Source organism: Ruegeria atlantica (assembly GCF_001458195.1).
GTDB lineage: Bacteria > Pseudomonadota > Alphaproteobacteria > Rhodobacterales > Rhodobacteraceae > Ruegeria > Ruegeria atlantica.
Genome location: NZ_CYPU01000070.1, coordinates 65,634 through 81,983 on the forward strand (window position 1 = coordinate 65,634; position 16,350 = coordinate 81,983).

The window sequence follows — 16,350 nt, forward strand, 5'->3', positions numbered from 1 at the left end:
CAAAAAGGAAACCCTGACATGACCAAGACCATCCTGCATATCGACGCCTCGGCCCGCCGCACCGGATCCGCCACTCGCGACCTTTCCGGCCAGATTATCGGGCATCTTGGCGCCGGGCGCATCATCCGCCGCGATCTTGCCAGCCCCCTGCCTCTGCTTACCGAAGACTGGATCAACGCCAACTTCACCCCCGCCGATCAGCGTGACGAGGTTCAACGCGATCTGCTGGCCCTGTCCGACGAGTTGGTAAGCGAGCTGCAAAACGCCGACACCATTGTTATCGGGCTGCCGATCTACAATTTCTCGGTGCCTGCGGCCTTCAAGGCCTGGATTGACCTTGTCGCCCGCGTGGGTCTGACCTTTGCCTATTCGGAAACCGGCCCCAAAGGCCTGCTGGAAGGTAAGCGCGCCGTGCTGGCAATCGCGTCCGGCGGCACCGAGGTAGGGTCCGAGATCGACTTTGCCACCAACTATGCCAAGCACGTTCTAGGATTCATCGGTATCCACGACGTCGACGTGATTGCGGCTGACAAGATGGCGCTGGATGCGGACGCCGCGTTGGCGAACGCCCAAAAAGCGGTAACTCAACTCGCCGCCTGACCCACCTCTGGCCTTTGTCTTGTGAAACGTCCAGTCTGCCTTAAGCGAGATTTGCAGACTGGGCGTTCATCATGAAGAAAATCGGCATTCTGGGCGGTGTGGGCTGGGCCTCGACCGTGGATTATTACCGAGCGATCGCAGAAGGGGCCAGCAGGCACTTTGCCAATCGCGGCCACGGCTCGCCTCTGCCGATCCCGCCTATGACAATCGAATCCGTTACGCAGGCCAAAACCCGCGCCCTGCGGGGAACCGCCGGGGATGAGACCAGTTGGTCCGGGTTCGACGCGGTGTTTCGCGAGGCATTGCTGACGCTTGAAAACGCAGGCTGCGACTTTGGCATCATCGCCTCGAACACTCCGCACGCGCGACTGCATGCGATCCGGCAAGGTATCACCATGCCCATTCTCAGCATTTTCGATGCAACCGCTGAGGCCACAGCATCTGCCAGGGCGTCCACAGCCCTGGTTCTGGGAACGACAGTGACCATGCAGGCCAGCAATTATTCAGACCGATTGGCCTCCGAAGGGATCACTGCAAATGATCGCCTGCCCGAAACGGAAATTGCCGAGATGCAGGCGATGATCGACAGTGACTTCTACGGCGGCGCATCAGCCACAGCGCGCGCTCGTTTACTAACTTTCTGCGACAAGCACGCAAAGCCTGGAACTGCGATCTTGCTGGCGTGCACCGAACTGCCGCTGGCCTTTCCCGACCACGTGGATGACCCTGTTTTTGAGGCCGACGGCCACCTGTTCGTCAACCCGTCCGCCGCCCATGTCGCCGCAGCCCTCGAAGAGGCGCTGAGCGATTGATCACGGCAGCCAGGTGACTGCGCATCCGACCTGATCGAAGAATGCAATCAGTTCATCGCGTGTCATGGCGACGGTCCGGTCATTTACCAGAGGATGCATATAGATGACGTCCGCCTTTTGCGCGGTGGCGTCCATGAAGAACCGCACATCGTTTTGCACACCATTGATCATGGCCAGCGGACTGACCGCGCCGGGGCGGATACCGAGGTTCTGGAACAACCGCTCCGCTGATCCAAAGGACAGATTACCGATCCCCAGCTCTGTGCCCAGCGCCTTGAGGTCCATCTCGCGGCTTTGTTCGAGCGTCACCAGATAGTTCCGCTTTTTCTTGTCGCGCAGGTACAGGTTCTTGAGGCGCAGGGAGTTTTCGCCCGGTACCAGGAATTGCTCTTCAACGCCTTTGGCATCCTCAACCGTGCGCAGGGGGATATGCGTGAGCAGACGATAGCTCAGCCCCCAGTCATCCAACCGCTGCAACAGCGCGTCTGAACTGATCGGCAACGTGTCTTGAAAAGCGGATGACGCGTCCATGGGAACCTCCTGTTGGATGCGCTCATCGCGCAACACGAGGATGAATTCAAGCCACGACAGTGCCAAAATTGAGTGTTAGCGTGCCGCCATGAAAGTGACGCGCAACACCCCGGACCGACTGATCCTGACTAACACGCCATGGTTCATCGGCATCACGCTGGTGCTCTTTATCCTCTGTTTTGTTGGGGCTGGTTTATTCATGGTCAGCGAGGGTGGCGAGGGCATATTGTTCGGCATCTTCTTTGCGCTGTTCGGTGGCGGGTTGGGCTTTGGCGCATTCTGCGTCTTTGTGCGCCGCGTACAGGTCATATTGGACCGCAACAGCAATAGTATCTTGATCCGTCGCCAATCGATCTTTGGATATGACGCAGAAGAACATGAGTTGTCGAACCTGTCCCATGCCGAGGTGGAAACCACCACCTCGACCCGCGACAGGACCACGTCCAAGATGCATCGCCCCGTTCTAGTCCTTAAAAAAGGCATGAGTGCTGGTCGTCACCCGATCGTCGAAGCCTATGTCAGCGGGCGCGGCGCACAGCGGATGGTTGATGCGGTCAACAACTGGCTACCCGCGCGAGAGGTTGACTCGGACAGCCAATCGGCCTAAATCGCAGTCAAACATCCGGAAGCGTCTGATCTTCCGGTCCCTTGAGTCGTTCAGGGATCGCCCCCCACCAGCGTGTCACGCCCGTGGGGGCAATTGTGCATTTAACCGGCGCTTCCTACCTAGGAACTGCCATCAGATAACCGGCTAAGGAGGCCGAAGGCATGTTTGAAAATCTATCCGAACGCCTCTCTGGCGTCTTTGACCGGCTGACCAAACAGGGTGCCCTGTCCGAAGAGGACGTAAAAACCGCCCTGCGCGAAGTGCGCGTGGCCTTACTTGAGGCTGACGTCTCGCTGCCGGTTGCACGTGAATTCGTCAAGAAAGTGCAGGATCAGGCCACCGGTCAGGCGGTGACCAAGTCGATCACCCCCGGACAGCAGGTCGTCAAGATCGTGCACGACGCGATGGTTGACACACTGCGCGGTGAAGAAGATCCAGGTGCGCTGAAAATCGATAACCCGCCTGCTCCGATCCTGATGGTCGGCCTGCAGGGCTCAGGTAAAACGACCACGACCGGTAAGCTGGCCAAACGCCTGAAAGAGAAAGAGGGCAAGAAGGTCCTTATGGCCTCGCTCGACGTCTATCGCCCGGCGGCGATGGATCAGCTGGCCGTTCTAGGTACGCAGGTCGGCGTCGATACCCTGCCGATCGTTCCCGGCCAAAAACCCATCGACATCGCCAAACGTGCCAAGCAACAGGCGACGCTGGGTGGCTATGACGTCTATATGTTGGATACTGCTGGCCGTCTGCACATTGACGAAGTGCTGATGAACGAGGTCGAGCAGGTTCGTAACGTTGTTGATCCGCGCGAGACCCTGCTGGTGGTCGACGGCCTGACCGGTCAGGTCGCCGTTGAAGTGGCCGAGGAATTCGAGGCCAAGGTCGGCATTTCCGGCGTCGTCCTGACCCGAATGGACGGTGACGGGCGCGGTGGTGCGGCGCTGTCTATGCGCGCGGTCACCGGCAAGCCGATCCGCTTTGTCGGTTTGGGCGAGAAGATGGACGCGCTCGAAACCTTTGAGCCGAACCGGATCGCCGGTCGTATTCTGGGCATGGGCGACATCGTTGCCCTGGTCGAAAAAGCCCAGGAAACGATGGAGATGGAACAGACCGAGCGCATGATGAAGCGCATGGTCAAAGGTCAGTTCAACATGAACGACCTGAAGATGCAGCTGGAACAGATGGTCCAGATGGGCGGCATGCAGGGCATGATGGGCATGATGCCCGGCATGGGCAAAATGGCCAAGCAGGTCGAAGAGGCGGGCATGGACGACAAGGTGCTCAAGCGCCAGATCGCCCTGATCCAGTCCATGACCAAACGCGAGCGTGCCAACCCTCAACTGCTGCAAGCCAGCCGCAAAAAACGGATCGCAGCCGGTTCTGGGATGCAGGTTAGTGACCTCAACAAGTTGCTCAAAATGCACCGGCAGATGTCGGACATGATGAAGAAGATGGGCAAAATGGGCAAAGGCAAGATGCTGAAACAGGCCATGAAAGGCATGTTCGGTAAAGGTGGCCCCAGCCCCGAAGACATGGCCGCAGGCATGGACCCCAAGGCGCTGGAACAGGCGGCTAAAGCGATGGGCGGCAAGATGCCCGGTATGCCTGGAATGGGTGGCGGCATGGCCCTGCCCCCGGGTCTGAGCGGTTTCGGTAAGAAAAAGTGACACCAGCACGCTGCACCCAGCCCCCGTCCGGAAAGGCGGCGATGGCAGCAGCGCAGTATCGCGCGGCCCTGCCGGTCATTCAGACCCGGCGGCTGGTTCTGCGTGCACCCACTCTGGATGACTTGCCTGTTTGGACCACAGTTTGCGGCGAGAGCTTTGGCAGTTCTGAACAGGAGGCTTGGACCGAGTTTTCCTACTATACCTCCGGCTGGCTTCTACATGGGCATGGCCTGTTCACGGTGACCCTGAAGAACGACGATCAGATCGCTGGTTTCGTTTTGCTAGGACTGGAATGGGATGACCGCGAACCCGAGCTTGGCTATATGTTCAGCGCCGAACACCGCAAGCAAGGCTACGCGACTGAGGCCTGCGCGGCCGTACGCGACTTCGGTTTCGACCTGCTCGGATCGGGCCAGTTCGTCAGTTATGTCTCGCGGTCGAACACGCGTTCGAATTCGTTGGCGCAACGCCTTGGCGCATCCCGGGACGCAGCGGCCGAGAGCGCCTTTGACGCAGATCAGCATGTCTGGCGCTATGGCGAGGTGCAGGCATGACACCGTCGATCCCCAGGTTGGAAACCGAACGCCTGATCATGCGGGCCCCTAGCGAAGCGGACTTGGAAGCCGAGGCCGAATTCTTTGCCAGCGATGCATCGAAATTCGTCGGCGGCCCCCTGCGCCCTGATGAAACATGGCGCGCCATTGCCATGCTGCTGGGTCATTGGGCCATGCGCGGCTACGGGTTCTGGGGCGTCGAGGAAAAGGACACAGGCTCCTATGTCGGCCACGTCGGCCTGTGGTGCCCGCACAGCTGGCCCGAACCTGAAATCGGCTGGACGTTGATGAATAACGCAACTGGTAAAGGTTACGCGACCGAGGCCGCGCTGGCCGCGCGCGCGCATGCCTATGATGTGCTGGGTTGGGAAACGGCAATTTCGCTGATCAACCCGGAGAATCTGGGCAGCAAGGCCGTGGCCGAACGTCTGGGTGCCCAGTTCGATTACACTTTCGAACATCCGGCTTTTGGTACGATGCAAGTCTGGCGGCACCCTGCCCCGGCCGATCTGGTGAATGGCGGGATCGAGGCCTACGCATGACGTCGTACACCATCCCCACCGTTGAAACAAAAAAACTGATCCTGCGGGCACCACAAGAAGGTGACCTGCCCGCGATGACAACCTTCTTCGCGTCGGACCGCAGCCGCATGGTCGGCGGCCCAAAAACGCCACTGGAAGCATGGCGGTCCCTTTTGGGCCGGTTCGGGCATTGGGCCATTATGGGTTACGGTGGTTGGCACATCGTCGAAAAGGCCAGCGGCGCCTTTGCAGGCTGGACCGGCATCATCAACGCGCCGGGCTGGGATGAGCCCGAATTGGGTTGGGTCATTTTCGGTGGTTTCGAAGGCAAAGGAATTGCGTTCGAGGCCGCGATGGCTGCGCGCGCCTATGCCGCCCAACACCAGGGGGTCAATAGCCCGATTTCGTACATCGCCCATGAAAACAACCGCTCGCGCGCATTGGCCAAACGTCTTGGCGCCACCTATGAACGCGAGGGCGAGGTTGTGGGTCAACGCTGTCAGGTTTGGCGGCACCCGAAGCTCGAATTCTCTGACACCGCTTTGACCACCGAAAGGACCGGCCAATGAACAACCCTGTGACTCGGGCTGCGACGTTGCTGAAAGAGCATCGCGAAAGCATCGACCGGCTGGACGCGATCCTCGTCTACACTCTGGGCGAGCGGTTCAAGCACACCCAGGCCGTTGGCAAGCTCAAGGCCGAACACGACCTTCCCCCGTCCGATCCATCGCGCGAGTCCGCGCAGATCGCACGGTTAGAAGACCTGGCGGACAAGGCCCATCTGGACCCAGATTTCGCCAAGGCTTTCCTGAACTTCATCATTCAGGAAGTCATCCGACACCACAAGAAACACCAGAACTAAACCGGTGAATCACCGGATACGCCATTCAAAGGAGATACCACCATGGCAATGAAAATTCGTCTCGCCCGCGGCGGCTCAAAAAAGCGTCCTTTCTATCGCATCGTAGCGGCTGACAGCCGTATGCCCCGCGATGGCCGCTTCATCGAAAAGCTGGGCACATACAACCCGCTGCTGCCGAAAGACAGCGAAGAGCGCGTAAAAATGAACATGGAGCGCATTCAGTACTGGCTGGATCAGGGCGCACAACCCACCGACCGTATTGCACGCATGCTGGAAGCTGCCGGCACCCTTAACAAGGCCGAGCGCAACAACCCCAACAAGGGTACCCCGGGCAAGAAAGCTCAGGAACGCGCAGAAGAGAAAGCTGCAAAGGTTGCTGAAGCCGCCGAGGCAGCTGCTGCTCCGGCTGAAGAAGCAGCGGCAGAAGAGTAAGCAGGTCAGCGCGTGCAGGATCAGGATTTCACCGACGATTTTCGCACGCAGTTTGAACTGTTGATGCGGCTCCGGCGCGATGTGCGCCGGTTTCGCACCGATCCCGTGGACGAGGCGGTGCTTACGCGCTGCCTCGACACATTTCGTCTGGCCCCTTCCGTGGGGCTTAGCGAACCCTGGCGCGTCATTCGCGTCGAAAGCGAAGCGGCGCGTGCCGCAGCGCTGCAAAATTTCCAACACGCCAATGAAAAGGCCCTTGCAGGCTATTCGGGCGACAAGGCGCTGAAATACAGCCGCCTAAAGCTGTCCGGCATGCAGGAAGCGCCTGTTCAGCTGGCTGTGTTCTCTGATGAGACGACCAACAAAGGTCTGGGGCTGGGCGCGGGCACGATGCCCGAGATGCGCCGCTATTCTGTCGTCGCCGCGATCACCTTGTTCTGGCTCGCCTTGCGGGCCGAGGGATTGGGTCTGGGCTGGGTCTCAATCCTTGATCCAGAACAGATGAAACGCGATCTGGCTGTGCCTGACGATTGGTCTCTGGTCGGCTACTATTGTGTGGGCTGGCCGGAAGAAATGTCTGAAAGACCCGAACTTGAGCGTGCCGGCTGGGAACAGCGCAGCGCCCGGTTGCATATCGAAACGCGGTAATGCCAGATGTTCGGACTGATACGGCTTCCCATCCTGTTACTGATCGCTTTTATTGTGGGCGTGTTCTTTGAGCGCAATAACCAACGCGAGGCATGTGCCCCGCTTGGAGACTGGCAGGACGGATTATGTGTAACGACGGAAGAGCCAAATGACTGATCTGATCTGCGTGGGCAGCGTTGCGGGGTCTTACGGCGTGCGCGGCGAAGTGCGGCTAAAAAGTTTTTGCGCCATCCCTGAGGATATCGAGACCTATTCGCCCTTAACTGACGAAGACGGCAAGGAACGCTATCCGCTGGTGCTGACCCGCCCAATCAAAAACGGCTTTGCGGCGCGTTTGGGTGGGATCGAGACCAAAGAACAGGCAGACGCCATCAACGGCCTCCGCCTGTTCGCGCGGCGTGATCAGCTGCCGTCCTTGCCTGATGACGAATTCTATCACACCGACCTGATCGAGCTTGAGGTCTACGACACCGGCGGAACGCTGCTGGGTCGTGTGAAGTCGGTACAAAACCACGGCGCCGCAGATCTGCTGGAACTGCACGGGCCGGGGTTGAAAGGCACCGTTTTTCTGCCCTTCACGCTTGAGGTTGTTCCAACTGTGGATCTGGACAAAGGCCGCATCATCGCAGACCCGCCCGAGGGGCTGATCTGATGCGACGCGTTCTGCTGCATCTGGGGCTACACAAGACCGGAACCACTGCAGCACAATCGTTTCTGTATGAAAACCGCGAATTGATCTGGCCACATTTTGCGCTGTTGCTGCCTTACAAGACGCGCAAATTGGGGCTGTCAGGTGCCGCGACCCGCCATTCCATCTATGGAACCGTGGGAACGCTGTCCGAATTCAGCTCGCAGACCCGAGAGTATCTGGCCACGCGAAACTTCGGCACGAAACGCGGCCTGATCGTCAGCGAAGAGAATTTCAGCGGCCTGCGTCCCAGCCGCAATATCGAACAGGGATATGCCGCCGCACCGGATCTGGCCGCTTGTCTGGTGGATGCCATCCGCGATCGGTTCGAGGATCAGGAGGTCGATATCACGATCTACCTGTCCCTGCGACAGCGCGGGGCGTGGTTGCGCAGCCTTTGGGCACACGATCTTCAGAGAACCCGCGAGGTCCAGGAATTCGACATCTTCCGCGCGAACATGGATCACCTGCCCCCGCTCGAGGAAACCGTCTCGGACATTCGCAAAAAACTGCCGTCGGTCACTGTGACCGAAGAGTGCCTGGAAGAGACGCATTTGCGACGCTTTGGTCCCGGTACGCCTTTTGCCGAATTCCTGAACTTGCCTAGGGAAAAAGCGCAGCTTTTGGTGCCGCCCACAAAATCTAACAGCAGGCTACCGGAAAGCGTGTTGGCGGAATTGCTGACGCTGAACCGATCCCATCTGGACGAAGCGGAGTTGACCCGGCAAAAAGCGCTGGTAGTAGAGCGGGCAAAGAACGCGATGGTCGGCACAATATGACAGACAAGCCAAGCAAATCTCATGGGCGCAAGGCAATCCGACCCACGCTGAAGCCGCGTGAATTGATGACTCCGACACCTGATCTGCACGGGGTCTGGAAGGCAAAAATCATCACCCTGTTCCCTTCCGCCTTTCCCGGCGTTCTCGGCGAAAGCTTGACGGGCAAAGCCTTGCAAGAAGGGTTGTGGCAATTAGAGACCGTGGATCTGCGCCAGTTCGGCGTTGGCAAGCATCGCAATGTCGATGACACGCCGGCTGGCGGCGGGGCGGGTATGGTGTTGCGCGCAGACGTGCTGGGTGAGGCAATCGAACACACAATGGCTGGCGTGCAGGGCAACTGGCCATTGATCTACCTCAGCCCGCGCGGTCGCCGCATGGATCAACGTATGATGCAAAACCTCGCACGCTGCGACGGCATGACCTTGCTCTGCGGTCGGTTCGAAGGCGTCGATGAACGCGTGTTGGAACATTACGGCGTTCAGGAAGTCAGCCTTGGGGATTTCGTGATGACCGGAGGTGAGATTGCGGCCCAGGCGCTGATTGACTCAACTGTGCGGTTGATTCCCGGCGTATTGGGCAACCAGGCCTCAGCCGAAGACGAAAGCTTTTCCTCGGGTCTTTTAGAGCACCCGCAATACACCCGACCCGCAGATTGGAAAGGCCGCCCGATCCCCGACATTCTGATGTCTGGTCATCACGGGCGCATTGCCGAATGGCGGCACCAGATGTCTGTAGAGATCACCCGCAAGCGACGCCCTGATCTGTGGGAACGCTATGAGGAATCCGGGGACGACACACAGGATTGATACCCCGAGTGTGGCTTGTTTGCAGCACGTTCCTGTATTTAGCGAACACCACTTGAAGCTGATGTTATGAAAAAATACTCATCTTTAAGATATTGAAAAATGCGATTTCAATTCAACGCATAACAGGCTGCTAAATGAAAAAAATCATATGCTTAGCTGTGCTTGCCCTTTCAGCTTGCACAACCAAACCTCTTGAGATGGCAGTGCCCACTCAGGCGGGCCATAACCTGCACTCCGCAAAGGTCGCCGTGCAATCATGCGCCGCCGAGGAAGATATTGGGGGCAACAGCGCGGTGATTGGTGGATACGCCACGAATATCCTATTGTGGGGCGTGATCCTGGGCCCCATCGTCACGGCGCCCTTCGACGATAAGCTTCGCTCACAGGGTGAAATTGACCAGGTGCACCGCTGCATGACCGAACTTGGCTTCGAGCGACGCGAACTGACTGATGGAGAGCGGTTCTGGCTGCATCACACATCTGGCGAAGAACGGGTACGCCGTCTGGATCACCTTGTGGCCGGAGGAACCATTGAAACTTATGGGGCACCAATCGGCTAAGCGCCCCCCGCCTTCCATCTGGCCCATATCTCAGGCGGGCCGTTGAATGTGTTGATGTCCACTTTCCCCTGAACGCCAGGAACCAAACCCGTGCCCGTATACTGCCAAAACCGCCACGCGGCCTTGGGGTAAACGTTGCGCGGGTGCCCGGCGACCGACCGCAGCCAGAATTCCGTCTTGGGCAGGCGGGCGATATCGGTGTCACCGTAGAAATCCACGGTCGTATAGACGATCGGGCGGCGGCCATAGTGGCGTTCCAGGATATCAAGGAACCGCTTCGCCTCGGACCGGACGGTGGCGCCATCGGGTCTGATGGTGCAGGTCTTGGAATGTGGCGTCCATTCCATATCCAGCACATGCGGCAGGTCGGCACCTCGGGGCACGTTCTCGATGAACCATTTTGCCTGCTCATGCGCCGGTCGGCAAAAATAGTAATAGTGATACGCCCCCCATGGAACACCCGCGGCTTGCGCGCCGCGCCGGTGATCATCAAACAAAGGATCGGCCACGTCGCCCCCCTCGGTCGCCTTGATGAATACGAAACTGACACCGGAGGACTTGGCCCTGCGCCAGTCAATCGGACCCTGCCATCGCGAAACATCGAGCCCGTGAACCGGATAGTGCCCCGGATGCCGGCCTTCCCACTCATGCGGCTTGGCATCCCCAAAGCTTGGAAAAATGACCGAGGGCGACGTGGTGCTCAGGAATGCCTTAGCTTCGACCTGTTGGGGCGGAGGGCTGCTGCGACCGCAGGACAGGGTCGCGAAGGCCAAAACAGCCAGCATCAATGCTGTGCGCATGGTATGTTCCTGTTCTAAATTTCTGCTCTTATAATTCCCTCTAGAATGCCTGATCTGCCTGACAAGGCAACGGTGTTGTTGGCCGGTGGCGAAATCTTACCATTTGGCCCTGACCATTCTTGCGATTCAGGCTTGATCCCTGCCCATAAAGTCCGTAAAGCAGCGCAATCCGGTGCCGCGACATGCGACTCCGGTGTTTTGGTTTGCATCATGGCGTGACGCCCGGCTTTCTTCGGCCACGGCGCGGCAGGGCGGACCGGACCAAAGGAATATTCGATCTGACCTCTGGCGGGCTGTACGCAGGACCCGGTGAAGACCAAGAGCTCTCAGGCCGTGCTCAACTTCGTGGACCAACCACGAGCAGATAGGAGAAATGCGATGGACCTGATCGCACAGCTTGAGGCGGAACAGATTGCCGCCCTGGGGAAAGACATCCCCGATTTCAAAGCCGGAGACACCATCCGTGTCGGCTTTAAAGTGACCGAAGGGTCGCGCACCCGTGTACAGAACTACGAAGGCGTCTGCATCGCCCGCAAAGGCGGCAACACCATCGCCGGTGCGTTCACCGTTCGCAAAATTTCGTTTGGCGAAGGTGTGGAGCGTGTGTTCCCGCTGTATTCGACCAACATCGACAGCATCACCGTTGTCCGCCGTGGCCGCGTCCGTCGCGCCAAACTGTACTATCTGCGCTCGCGCCGTGGTAAATCCGCGCGTATCGCAGAAGTCACCAACTACAAGCCCAAGGCTGGCGCCGAAGCGTAAGGAACGGAAAGATGAAAAAAGACATCCATCCCGATTATCACGTCATCGACGTCAAAATGACCGATGGCACCGTAGTTCAGATGAAATCCACCTGGGGCGCCGAAGGCGATCAGCTGGCTCTGGAAATCGACCCCTCTGTGCACCCTGCATGGACCGGTGGTTCGTCGCGCCTGTTGGACGCCGGCGGCCGTGTGTCGAAGTTCAAGAAGAAATACGAAGGTCTGGGCTTCTAAGCCAGACCCGTTTGAGATGCGAAAGGCCGCCCACCGGGGCGGCCTTTTTTGTGGGTAGAACGTTGCCAGAAATAAGTGGCTAAGCCAGCCGCATGATCAATTCGACCTCACCATCGACAAGCCGGCCAGTCGGCGCAAACCCGAACGATTGATAAAGCGGCAGCGCACTGCCGGGTTCGTCGACGACGCTGATCACCAGGTTAGAGCGACCCTTTTTCAAAGCCACGGATTTTGCAAAATCCAATGCGGCCATTCCATAGCCCCGGCCCTGACGAGATTCATCGACCATCAGCCGCCAGATATAGACGCCATCCGGGTCATCCTCGTCATCCAATTCTGCATCGGGATGTGCCATGTCGACAATGGCAAGCAATCCCACCGCATCGCCGCCATCCCAAATGCCATAGATTTCTGACCCCGGTTCGAAAATCGACTGCGCCATCGTCATTAGATTTGTCGCGACAAACCCTGCCTGATTTTCGCGCACAGACAAAGCCGCCAAAGGGCCCAGGGTTTTTTGAGAGAGTAGCGCAAACTCAACCATGGAGGCCTACTATCACAGCCGGATTTCCAGTAGAAGAATTCCGATTAGTGGTAGCGAACTCAACTCTTCGCACGCGTCAACTCGGCTGCGCTGTGTACGGGCGGGACCGGGCCCCGAAGCAACATCAACGCCAAAGCCATCCCGACTAGAGCCGCCACCGCCGCAACAAGCATCGCGCTGTCGAAGGCGTTGTCCTGCAAGTCCCTAAGGGCTTTGGCCAAAGCGCTGCTAGTTTCAGGATCCATTTTAGCGATTAGTTGTTGGATTTGGCTCGGCGTCCCATGGGTTAGGGCATGGGCCAGATCTTCTCGCTGGGCGGATCCGGCCGGCAAAGCATTCATGACCTCGGAAATACCTCTGCGGGTCGTTATTGCTTCGGCCAAACCTCCGACCACGGCGCCCAGTGTCGCGCCAAAATATAGGCAGGCGTTAATCACCCCGGATCCCTGCCCCACATGCTCTTCTGGCAACACGCGCAGACCGAGCCGGGGTAACAGTGAAAAACAGATACCTAATCCAATGCCCACGATCATCAGCTTCCACCAGATCTCGGCATATAGGGTGGAGTTCGAAGTTGTCATCAACAGCATGAACCCACAGGCCATCGCCCCCAAGCCGATCACGATAGGCCATTGAAAGCTGTAGGGCGCCAGAAACCGGGGTGCGGTGACCGAGATCACGAACATGCTAAGGCTAAGCGGCATGATCGCCAAACCTGCGCCGATGGGCGAATATCCGAAAGCATCCGGAGATTGAACGAACGTGTTGAAGTACACAAAGAAACAGAACAGCGTGAAGCCGGTGAAGAACATGCCAACGGCGGCCATAAAATAACGCGGATGCTTGAAGTATCGCAGTTCGATCAACGGATCGTCGCTGCGGCGGGACACGATAACAAGGATGATTGCCGCAACCGCCGCAACACCCAGTGGCATCAATGTCATCGGCGTTGCCCACCCGCTGCTTTCCCCATTGCTGAGTGCGAAGGACAGCGGGCCAAGGAACAACAGCAACGCAAAAGCGCCCGGATAATCAAACTTGGCCCCGGCCTGACGCGTGTCCGGCACGTACCCGCGTCGGCTGACATGCAGCCCAATCAGGAAGGCGAACACCAGCAACACCAGATCGGTCGCAAACACCGCGCGCCAGCTGACATAGTGGGCAAAGGCACCGCCGACGATCGGGCCGACGCCAATGGCAAGACCGACAATTGCGCCCCATGCGCCGGTAACACCTGCGCGCTGCTCTTCGGGTGTTGCGGCGGTCAGCAGTGACAGAGACGTGCCAAACAGGGCCGCAGCCCCCGCGCCCTGCGCGCCGCGCCCAAACAGAAGCATCGCGCCATCCTGCGCAAACAGGACCGAGGCGGACCCAATGCCAAAGACAATCATACCTGCAAAGAACACGCCCATCTTGCCTGTGATATCGCCCAACCGGCTGACGATTGTGACCAGCGTGGCGCTGGCCACGGTATAGGTTGCCATCACCCATTGCAGACCGGATGGCGTCAAATCGAACTCGGCCTTGAGGTTGGGCAGGATGGTCGCAACAGCCGTTGTGTTAAACCCAACAACCATCATACAAATAGCCGTCATCGCCAGCACAACGCGGGCACCCCCCTCGTGCGATGGGTCAGAAGGCGTCTTGTCGGTCATAATTCCACCCCAAAACTCATTGTTCTTAAAAGCAATTAATCAGCAGTTTAGCGATTTTTGTCGCTGCGCATAGGGTCGACTTTAGATCCAGGAAGACAGAGCCACCGGCAGGACGATGATCGTGGCCAGCGTCGACACAAGAATGAAACCAGCAACATCCGGCCCGTATTCCGGCATGTGCTGGTCAATGAACAGGTAAGTCGCAACCGAGGACGGCATCAGGCAACACAGGATCACCGCGCCGCGCTCAGCCCCGGTGAAACCAAAAACCCATACCAAAGCGCTGGCTATTGCAATCGCCATGACCAGATGCAGAGCGGTCAACAGCACCGCCCGGCCCAGGCTTTTGATCCGCAACGTTGCCAGCGTATGGCCCAATGTCAGCAGCATCAGTGGGATCGAGAGCCCCCCAAGAATGTCGAAGGATTTTGCCAGCGGTTGAGGCAAGCTTGATCCGCTCGCCATAAGGATCAGGGATAGGATCACTGCATAAATGATCGGGGACGTGACGAGCTTTCTGGGTGAAAACTCCCCCGCCGGGATCCACATGCCGACGGTGAAAATGCTGATCAGCACCACCACGACAAATCCCATTGTATAGGCCATTCCCGCATCACCCAACGCAAGCAAGGCGATAGGCAACCCGATATTGCCCACGTTCCCATGCATAAGCGGCGTCAAAAAGGCCCGAACCGGCAGACGCATGGTTTTAAGTGCCAGGAATCCCAACACTCCGAACCCCGCAATGGCCAGCGCTGCGGCAGTCATGACGTCCAGAAAGGTGCCTAACGCGATCTTGGTTGTGGACAGGTGCGAGATGATCAGCGTCGGGTACCCAACGCGCGAAACGATCCCACCGATAACTTTATTGTCGAACGGTGCCTTGATCGCGGCAAGGGCATAGCCGATTCCGGCGCAGATCAGCACCGGCAGAACCACGTTCAAAACGTTCAAAAACAGATGGTCCAACCGGTTCCCCTATTGCAAAACCCTGATTTGAACTGTGAAACAGCCTATTCGCTTTGGCAAGCGCGGGTCCTAACCGACCCAGCCGGTTGAGTTTTCCAAATTAGAGCCTGATATTGCTCTGCGCGGGCGCTTGGGGTTCTTCCCTTCCCGGCCTCCACAACATATAGTGGTCGGTAACAACGTGTGGTTAAGCACGGCGGGACGTGGGAATACAAGCATGGCACATATTATCGTAGTGGGGAACGAGAAGGGCGGCGCAGGCAAATCGACCGTGTCGATGCATGTAGCGACCGCACTGGCGCGATTGGGTCACAAGGTCAGCACACTGGACCTTGATCTTCGACAGCGCAGCCTTGGTCGGTACTTCGAGAACCGCGGCAATTTTCTGAAAAACGCGGACCTGACCCTGCCCGCCCCCCGCCATCATGACCTGCCCGAGATTGATGCGTCCAAACTGAAGCCCGGCGAGAATATCTATGATCACCGCTTGTCCGCCGCGGTGTCCGAACTGGAAAGCGACAGCGATTTCATCCTGATCGATTGTCCCGGATCGCACACCCGCCTAAGTCAGGTGGCACATTCGCTGGCCGATACACTGATCACGCCGCTGAATGACAGCTTTATCGACTTTGACCTGCTGGCACGGATCGACTCGAAGGGTGAAAAAATCCTGGGCCCGTCAGTCTATTCAGAAATGGTGTGGAACGCGCGCCAACTGCGCGCGCAGGCGGGACTAAAGCCCATCGACTGGGTGGTTGTCCGCAACCGCGTCGGCACCCAGCGCATGGTCAACAAGGAAAAGATGCAGCGCGCGATTGAGATGTTGTCCCAGCGCATCGGCTTCCGCGTCGCTTCGGGTTTCTCCGAGCGGGTTATCTTCCGCGAGCTTTTCCCACGCGGCCTGACCTTGCTGGACCTCAAGGATATTGGGGTCAAACAGCTGAACATTTCAAACATCGCTGCACGGCAAGAGCTGCGCGACATGATGAAAGAACTGAACCTGCCGGGCGTTGAGATCGACTTTTAACGACTCCGTTCGGGCGCTCCAACCCCAGCGCTGCCATACCTCGCCAAAATCGTAGATCGGGTACGCCCCTGCCCTTTTGGGCAATGAGTTTTGACAATACTGGTAGCCTGAAGCTTCAGCGTCGCGTTAAGGCTGACTCTGACCCGCCATTGGTTTCTTTACCAAAAATACAACTACCCAAAGCACCTTTTTGGTATTTTTGATAATCACCACTATCCACCTGATCCAATAATAGACAACTTTGAATGGATCAGGATGTGAATTCCACACCGGGTTATCAAGGGACAGGACGC

General features: G+C 58.1%; 23 protein-coding genes. 18 read left to right on the top strand and 5 right to left on the bottom strand.

The window, feature by feature from the left end; translation table 11 throughout:
• The first annotated feature begins 18 nt into the window (after positions 1 to 18).
• Positions 19 to 600, top strand: a complete 582-nt coding sequence (locus RUA4292_RS18770; protein ID WP_058279048.1) for an FMN-dependent NADH-azoreductase — start codon at positions 19 to 21, stop codon at positions 598 to 600.
• A gap of 71 nt (positions 601 to 671) precedes the next feature.
• On the top strand, positions 672 to 1,412 hold the full coding sequence (locus RUA4292_RS18775; RefSeq protein WP_058278979.1) for an aspartate/glutamate racemase family protein: 741 nt from the start codon (positions 672 to 674) through the stop codon (positions 1,410 to 1,412).
• Here the strand turns inward: RUA4292_RS18775 and RUA4292_RS18780 are convergent, their stop codons facing one another.
• Entirely contained in the window at positions 1,413 to 1,943 is a 531-nt protein-coding gene (locus RUA4292_RS18780) for a prolyl-tRNA synthetase associated domain-containing protein (RefSeq protein WP_058279049.1), read from the bottom strand. It lies immediately after the preceding gene.
• An 88-nt stretch (positions 1,944 to 2,031) separates the two neighbouring features.
• Here RUA4292_RS18780 and RUA4292_RS18785 point away from each other — a divergent pair, with 88 nt between their 5' ends.
• The 13 genes from RUA4292_RS18785 to RUA4292_RS18840 all read left to right on the top strand — a co-directional run bounded on the left by RUA4292_RS18785 (position 2,032) and on the right by RUA4292_RS18840 (position 10,067).
• Entirely contained in the window at positions 2,032 to 2,550 is a 519-nt protein-coding gene (locus RUA4292_RS18785; RefSeq protein ID WP_058278980.1) for a hypothetical protein, read from the top strand.
• A gap of 161 nt (positions 2,551 to 2,711) precedes the next feature.
• Positions 2,712 to 4,217 (top strand): signal recognition particle protein, encoded by a 1,506-nt coding sequence (gene ffh / locus RUA4292_RS18790; protein WP_058278981.1) that lies wholly within the window; start codon positions 2,712 to 2,714, stop codon positions 4,215 to 4,217.
• Positions 4,218 to 4,258: 41 nt separating this feature from the next.
• Complete coding sequence (locus tag RUA4292_RS18795; RefSeq protein WP_145975022.1) at positions 4,259 to 4,771, top strand: GNAT family N-acetyltransferase; 513 nt, start codon at positions 4,259 to 4,261, stop codon at positions 4,769 to 4,771.
• Positions 4,768 to 5,313 carry a GNAT family N-acetyltransferase gene (locus tag RUA4292_RS18800; protein ID WP_058278983.1) on the top strand — a complete coding sequence of 182 codons (546 nt, stop codon included), beginning with the start codon at positions 4,768 to 4,770 and terminating at the stop codon, positions 5,311 to 5,313. Before RUA4292_RS18795 ends, RUA4292_RS18800 begins: the two co-directional genes overlap by 4 nt.
• A complete protein-coding gene (locus tag RUA4292_RS18805; RefSeq protein WP_058278984.1) occupies positions 5,310 to 5,861 on the top strand; it encodes a GNAT family N-acetyltransferase in 552 nt (183 codons plus the stop codon). The genes RUA4292_RS18800 and RUA4292_RS18805 overlap by 4 nt, the downstream gene beginning before the upstream one ends.
• Complete coding sequence (locus RUA4292_RS18810) at positions 5,858 to 6,154, top strand: chorismate mutase (protein WP_058273325.1); 297 nt, start codon at positions 5,858 to 5,860, stop codon at positions 6,152 to 6,154. Before RUA4292_RS18805 ends, RUA4292_RS18810 begins: the two co-directional genes overlap by 4 nt.
• 42 nt (positions 6,155 to 6,196) lie before the next feature.
• The gene (gene rpsP, locus RUA4292_RS18815) at positions 6,197 to 6,586 is read left to right on the top strand and encodes a 30S ribosomal protein S16 (protein ID WP_058273326.1); all 390 of its coding nucleotides are present in this window, start codon (positions 6,197 to 6,199) and stop codon (positions 6,584 to 6,586) included.
• 12 nt (positions 6,587 to 6,598) lie between these two features.
• Positions 6,599 to 7,234, top strand: coding sequence for a 5,6-dimethylbenzimidazole synthase (bluB, locus tag RUA4292_RS18820; protein ID WP_082637193.1), 636 nt, complete (start codon positions 6,599 to 6,601; stop codon positions 7,232 to 7,234).
• Positions 7,235 to 7,240: 6 nt separating this feature from the next.
• Positions 7,241 to 7,390 (top strand): hypothetical protein, encoded by a 150-nt coding sequence (locus RUA4292_RS25030; RefSeq protein WP_199520026.1) that lies wholly within the window; start codon positions 7,241 to 7,243, stop codon positions 7,388 to 7,390.
• A complete protein-coding gene (gene rimM, locus RUA4292_RS18825; RefSeq protein ID WP_058278985.1) occupies positions 7,383 to 7,886 on the top strand; it encodes a ribosome maturation factor RimM in 504 nt (167 codons plus the stop codon). The genes RUA4292_RS25030 and rimM overlap by 8 nt, the downstream gene beginning before the upstream one ends.
• Positions 7,886 to 8,701, top strand: coding sequence for a hypothetical protein (locus RUA4292_RS18830; RefSeq protein WP_058278986.1), 816 nt, complete (start codon positions 7,886 to 7,888; stop codon positions 8,699 to 8,701). Before rimM ends, RUA4292_RS18830 begins: the two co-directional genes overlap by 1 nt.
• On the top strand, positions 8,698 to 9,507 hold the full coding sequence (trmD, locus tag RUA4292_RS18835; protein ID WP_058278987.1) for a tRNA (guanosine(37)-N1)-methyltransferase TrmD: 810 nt from the start codon (positions 8,698 to 8,700) through the stop codon (positions 9,505 to 9,507). The genes RUA4292_RS18830 and trmD overlap by 4 nt, the downstream gene beginning before the upstream one ends.
• A 197-nt stretch (positions 9,508 to 9,704) precedes the next feature.
• Entirely contained in the window at positions 9,705 to 10,067 is a 363-nt protein-coding gene (locus tag RUA4292_RS18840; RefSeq protein ID WP_158507067.1) for a hypothetical protein, read from the top strand.
• On the opposite strand, the gene RUA4292_RS18845 is transcribed toward RUA4292_RS18840, so the two are convergent.
• Entirely contained in the window at positions 10,064 to 10,867 is an 804-nt protein-coding gene (locus RUA4292_RS18845) for a glycoside hydrolase family 25 protein (RefSeq protein WP_058278989.1), read from the bottom strand. The genes RUA4292_RS18840 and RUA4292_RS18845 overlap by 4 nt on opposite strands.
• Positions 10,868 to 11,245: 378 nt before the next feature.
• Here RUA4292_RS18845 and rplS point away from each other — a divergent pair, with 378 nt between their 5' ends.
• Both rplS and rpmE read left to right on the top strand, forming a co-directional pair.
• Positions 11,246 to 11,629: a 50S ribosomal protein L19 gene (gene rplS, locus RUA4292_RS18850; protein ID WP_058273331.1), complete on the top strand. Its 384-nt coding sequence runs from the start codon at positions 11,246 to 11,248 to the stop codon at positions 11,627 to 11,629.
• Positions 11,630 to 11,640: 11 nt separating this feature from the next.
• Positions 11,641 to 11,862, top strand: a complete 222-nt coding sequence (rpmE, locus tag RUA4292_RS18855) for a 50S ribosomal protein L31 (RefSeq protein ID WP_010437577.1) — start codon at positions 11,641 to 11,643, stop codon at positions 11,860 to 11,862.
• 79 nt (positions 11,863 to 11,941) lie between these two features.
• Here the strand turns inward: rpmE and RUA4292_RS18860 are convergent, their stop codons facing one another.
• The 3 genes from RUA4292_RS18860 to RUA4292_RS18870 form a co-directional block, all read right to left on the bottom strand.
• Positions 11,942 to 12,406, bottom strand: a complete 465-nt coding sequence (locus tag RUA4292_RS18860; RefSeq protein WP_058278990.1) for a GNAT family N-acetyltransferase — start codon at positions 12,404 to 12,406, stop codon at positions 11,942 to 11,944.
• A gap of 59 nt (positions 12,407 to 12,465) precedes the next feature.
• Positions 12,466 to 14,061: an MFS transporter gene (locus RUA4292_RS18865; protein ID WP_058278991.1), complete on the bottom strand. Its 1,596-nt coding sequence runs from the start codon at positions 14,059 to 14,061 to the stop codon at positions 12,466 to 12,468.
• 81 nt (positions 14,062 to 14,142) lie between these two features.
• Positions 14,143 to 15,030 carry an AEC family transporter gene (locus RUA4292_RS18870; RefSeq protein ID WP_058278992.1) on the bottom strand — a complete coding sequence of 296 codons (888 nt, stop codon included), beginning with the start codon at positions 15,028 to 15,030 and terminating at the stop codon, positions 14,143 to 14,145.
• Positions 15,031 to 15,247: 217 nt separating this feature from the next.
• Between RUA4292_RS18870 and RUA4292_RS18875 the strand changes: the two genes are divergently transcribed.
• On the top strand, positions 15,248 to 16,057 hold the full coding sequence (locus RUA4292_RS18875; protein ID WP_058279051.1) for a division plane positioning ATPase MipZ: 810 nt from the start codon (positions 15,248 to 15,250) through the stop codon (positions 16,055 to 16,057).
• The last annotated feature ends 293 nt before the right edge of the window (positions 16,058 to 16,350 follow it).

Bases quoted from the DNA above. Each gene is read 5' to 3' on its own strand.
- RUA4292_RS18770 (WP_058279048.1), top strand. From the start codon at position 19: ATGACCAAGACCATCCTGCATATCGACGCCTCGGCCCGCCGCACCGGA.
- RUA4292_RS18775 (WP_058278979.1), top strand. From the start codon at position 672: ATGAAGAAAATCGGCATTCTGGGCGGTGTGGGCTGGGCCTCGACCGTG.
- RUA4292_RS18780 (WP_058279049.1), bottom strand. From the start codon at position 1,943: ATGGACGCGTCATCCGCTTTTCAAGACACGTTGCCGATCAGTTCAGAC.
- RUA4292_RS18785 (WP_058278980.1), top strand. From the start codon at position 2,032: ATGAAAGTGACGCGCAACACCCCGGACCGACTGATCCTGACTAACACG.
- ffh (WP_058278981.1), top strand. From the start codon at position 2,712: ATGTTTGAAAATCTATCCGAACGCCTCTCTGGCGTCTTTGACCGGCTG.
- RUA4292_RS18795 (WP_145975022.1), top strand. From the start codon at position 4,259: ATGGCAGCAGCGCAGTATCGCGCGGCCCTGCCGGTCATTCAGACCCGG.
- RUA4292_RS18800 (WP_058278983.1), top strand. From the start codon at position 4,768: ATGACACCGTCGATCCCCAGGTTGGAAACCGAACGCCTGATCATGCGG.
- RUA4292_RS18805 (WP_058278984.1), top strand. From the start codon at position 5,310: ATGACGTCGTACACCATCCCCACCGTTGAAACAAAAAAACTGATCCTG.
- RUA4292_RS18810 (WP_058273325.1), top strand. From the start codon at position 5,858: ATGAACAACCCTGTGACTCGGGCTGCGACGTTGCTGAAAGAGCATCGC.
- rpsP (WP_058273326.1), top strand. From the start codon at position 6,197: ATGGCAATGAAAATTCGTCTCGCCCGCGGCGGCTCAAAAAAGCGTCCT.
- RUA4292_RS25030 (WP_199520026.1), top strand. From the start codon at position 7,241: ATGTTCGGACTGATACGGCTTCCCATCCTGTTACTGATCGCTTTTATT.
- rimM (WP_058278985.1), top strand. From the start codon at position 7,383: ATGACTGATCTGATCTGCGTGGGCAGCGTTGCGGGGTCTTACGGCGTG.
- RUA4292_RS18830 (WP_058278986.1), top strand. From the start codon at position 7,886: ATGCGACGCGTTCTGCTGCATCTGGGGCTACACAAGACCGGAACCACT.
- trmD (WP_058278987.1), top strand. From the start codon at position 8,698: ATGACAGACAAGCCAAGCAAATCTCATGGGCGCAAGGCAATCCGACCC.
- RUA4292_RS18840 (WP_158507067.1), top strand. From the start codon at position 9,705: ATGGCAGTGCCCACTCAGGCGGGCCATAACCTGCACTCCGCAAAGGTC.
- RUA4292_RS18845 (WP_058278989.1), bottom strand. From the start codon at position 10,867: ATGCGCACAGCATTGATGCTGGCTGTTTTGGCCTTCGCGACCCTGTCC.
- rplS (WP_058273331.1), top strand. From the start codon at position 11,246: ATGGACCTGATCGCACAGCTTGAGGCGGAACAGATTGCCGCCCTGGGG.
- rpmE (WP_010437577.1), top strand. From the start codon at position 11,641: ATGAAAAAAGACATCCATCCCGATTATCACGTCATCGACGTCAAAATG.
- RUA4292_RS18860 (WP_058278990.1), bottom strand. From the start codon at position 12,406: ATGGTTGAGTTTGCGCTACTCTCTCAAAAAACCCTGGGCCCTTTGGCG.
- RUA4292_RS18865 (WP_058278991.1), bottom strand. From the start codon at position 14,061: ATGACCGACAAGACGCCTTCTGACCCATCGCACGAGGGGGGTGCCCGC.
- RUA4292_RS18875 (WP_058279051.1), top strand. From the start codon at position 15,248: ATGGCACATATTATCGTAGTGGGGAACGAGAAGGGCGGCGCAGGCAAA.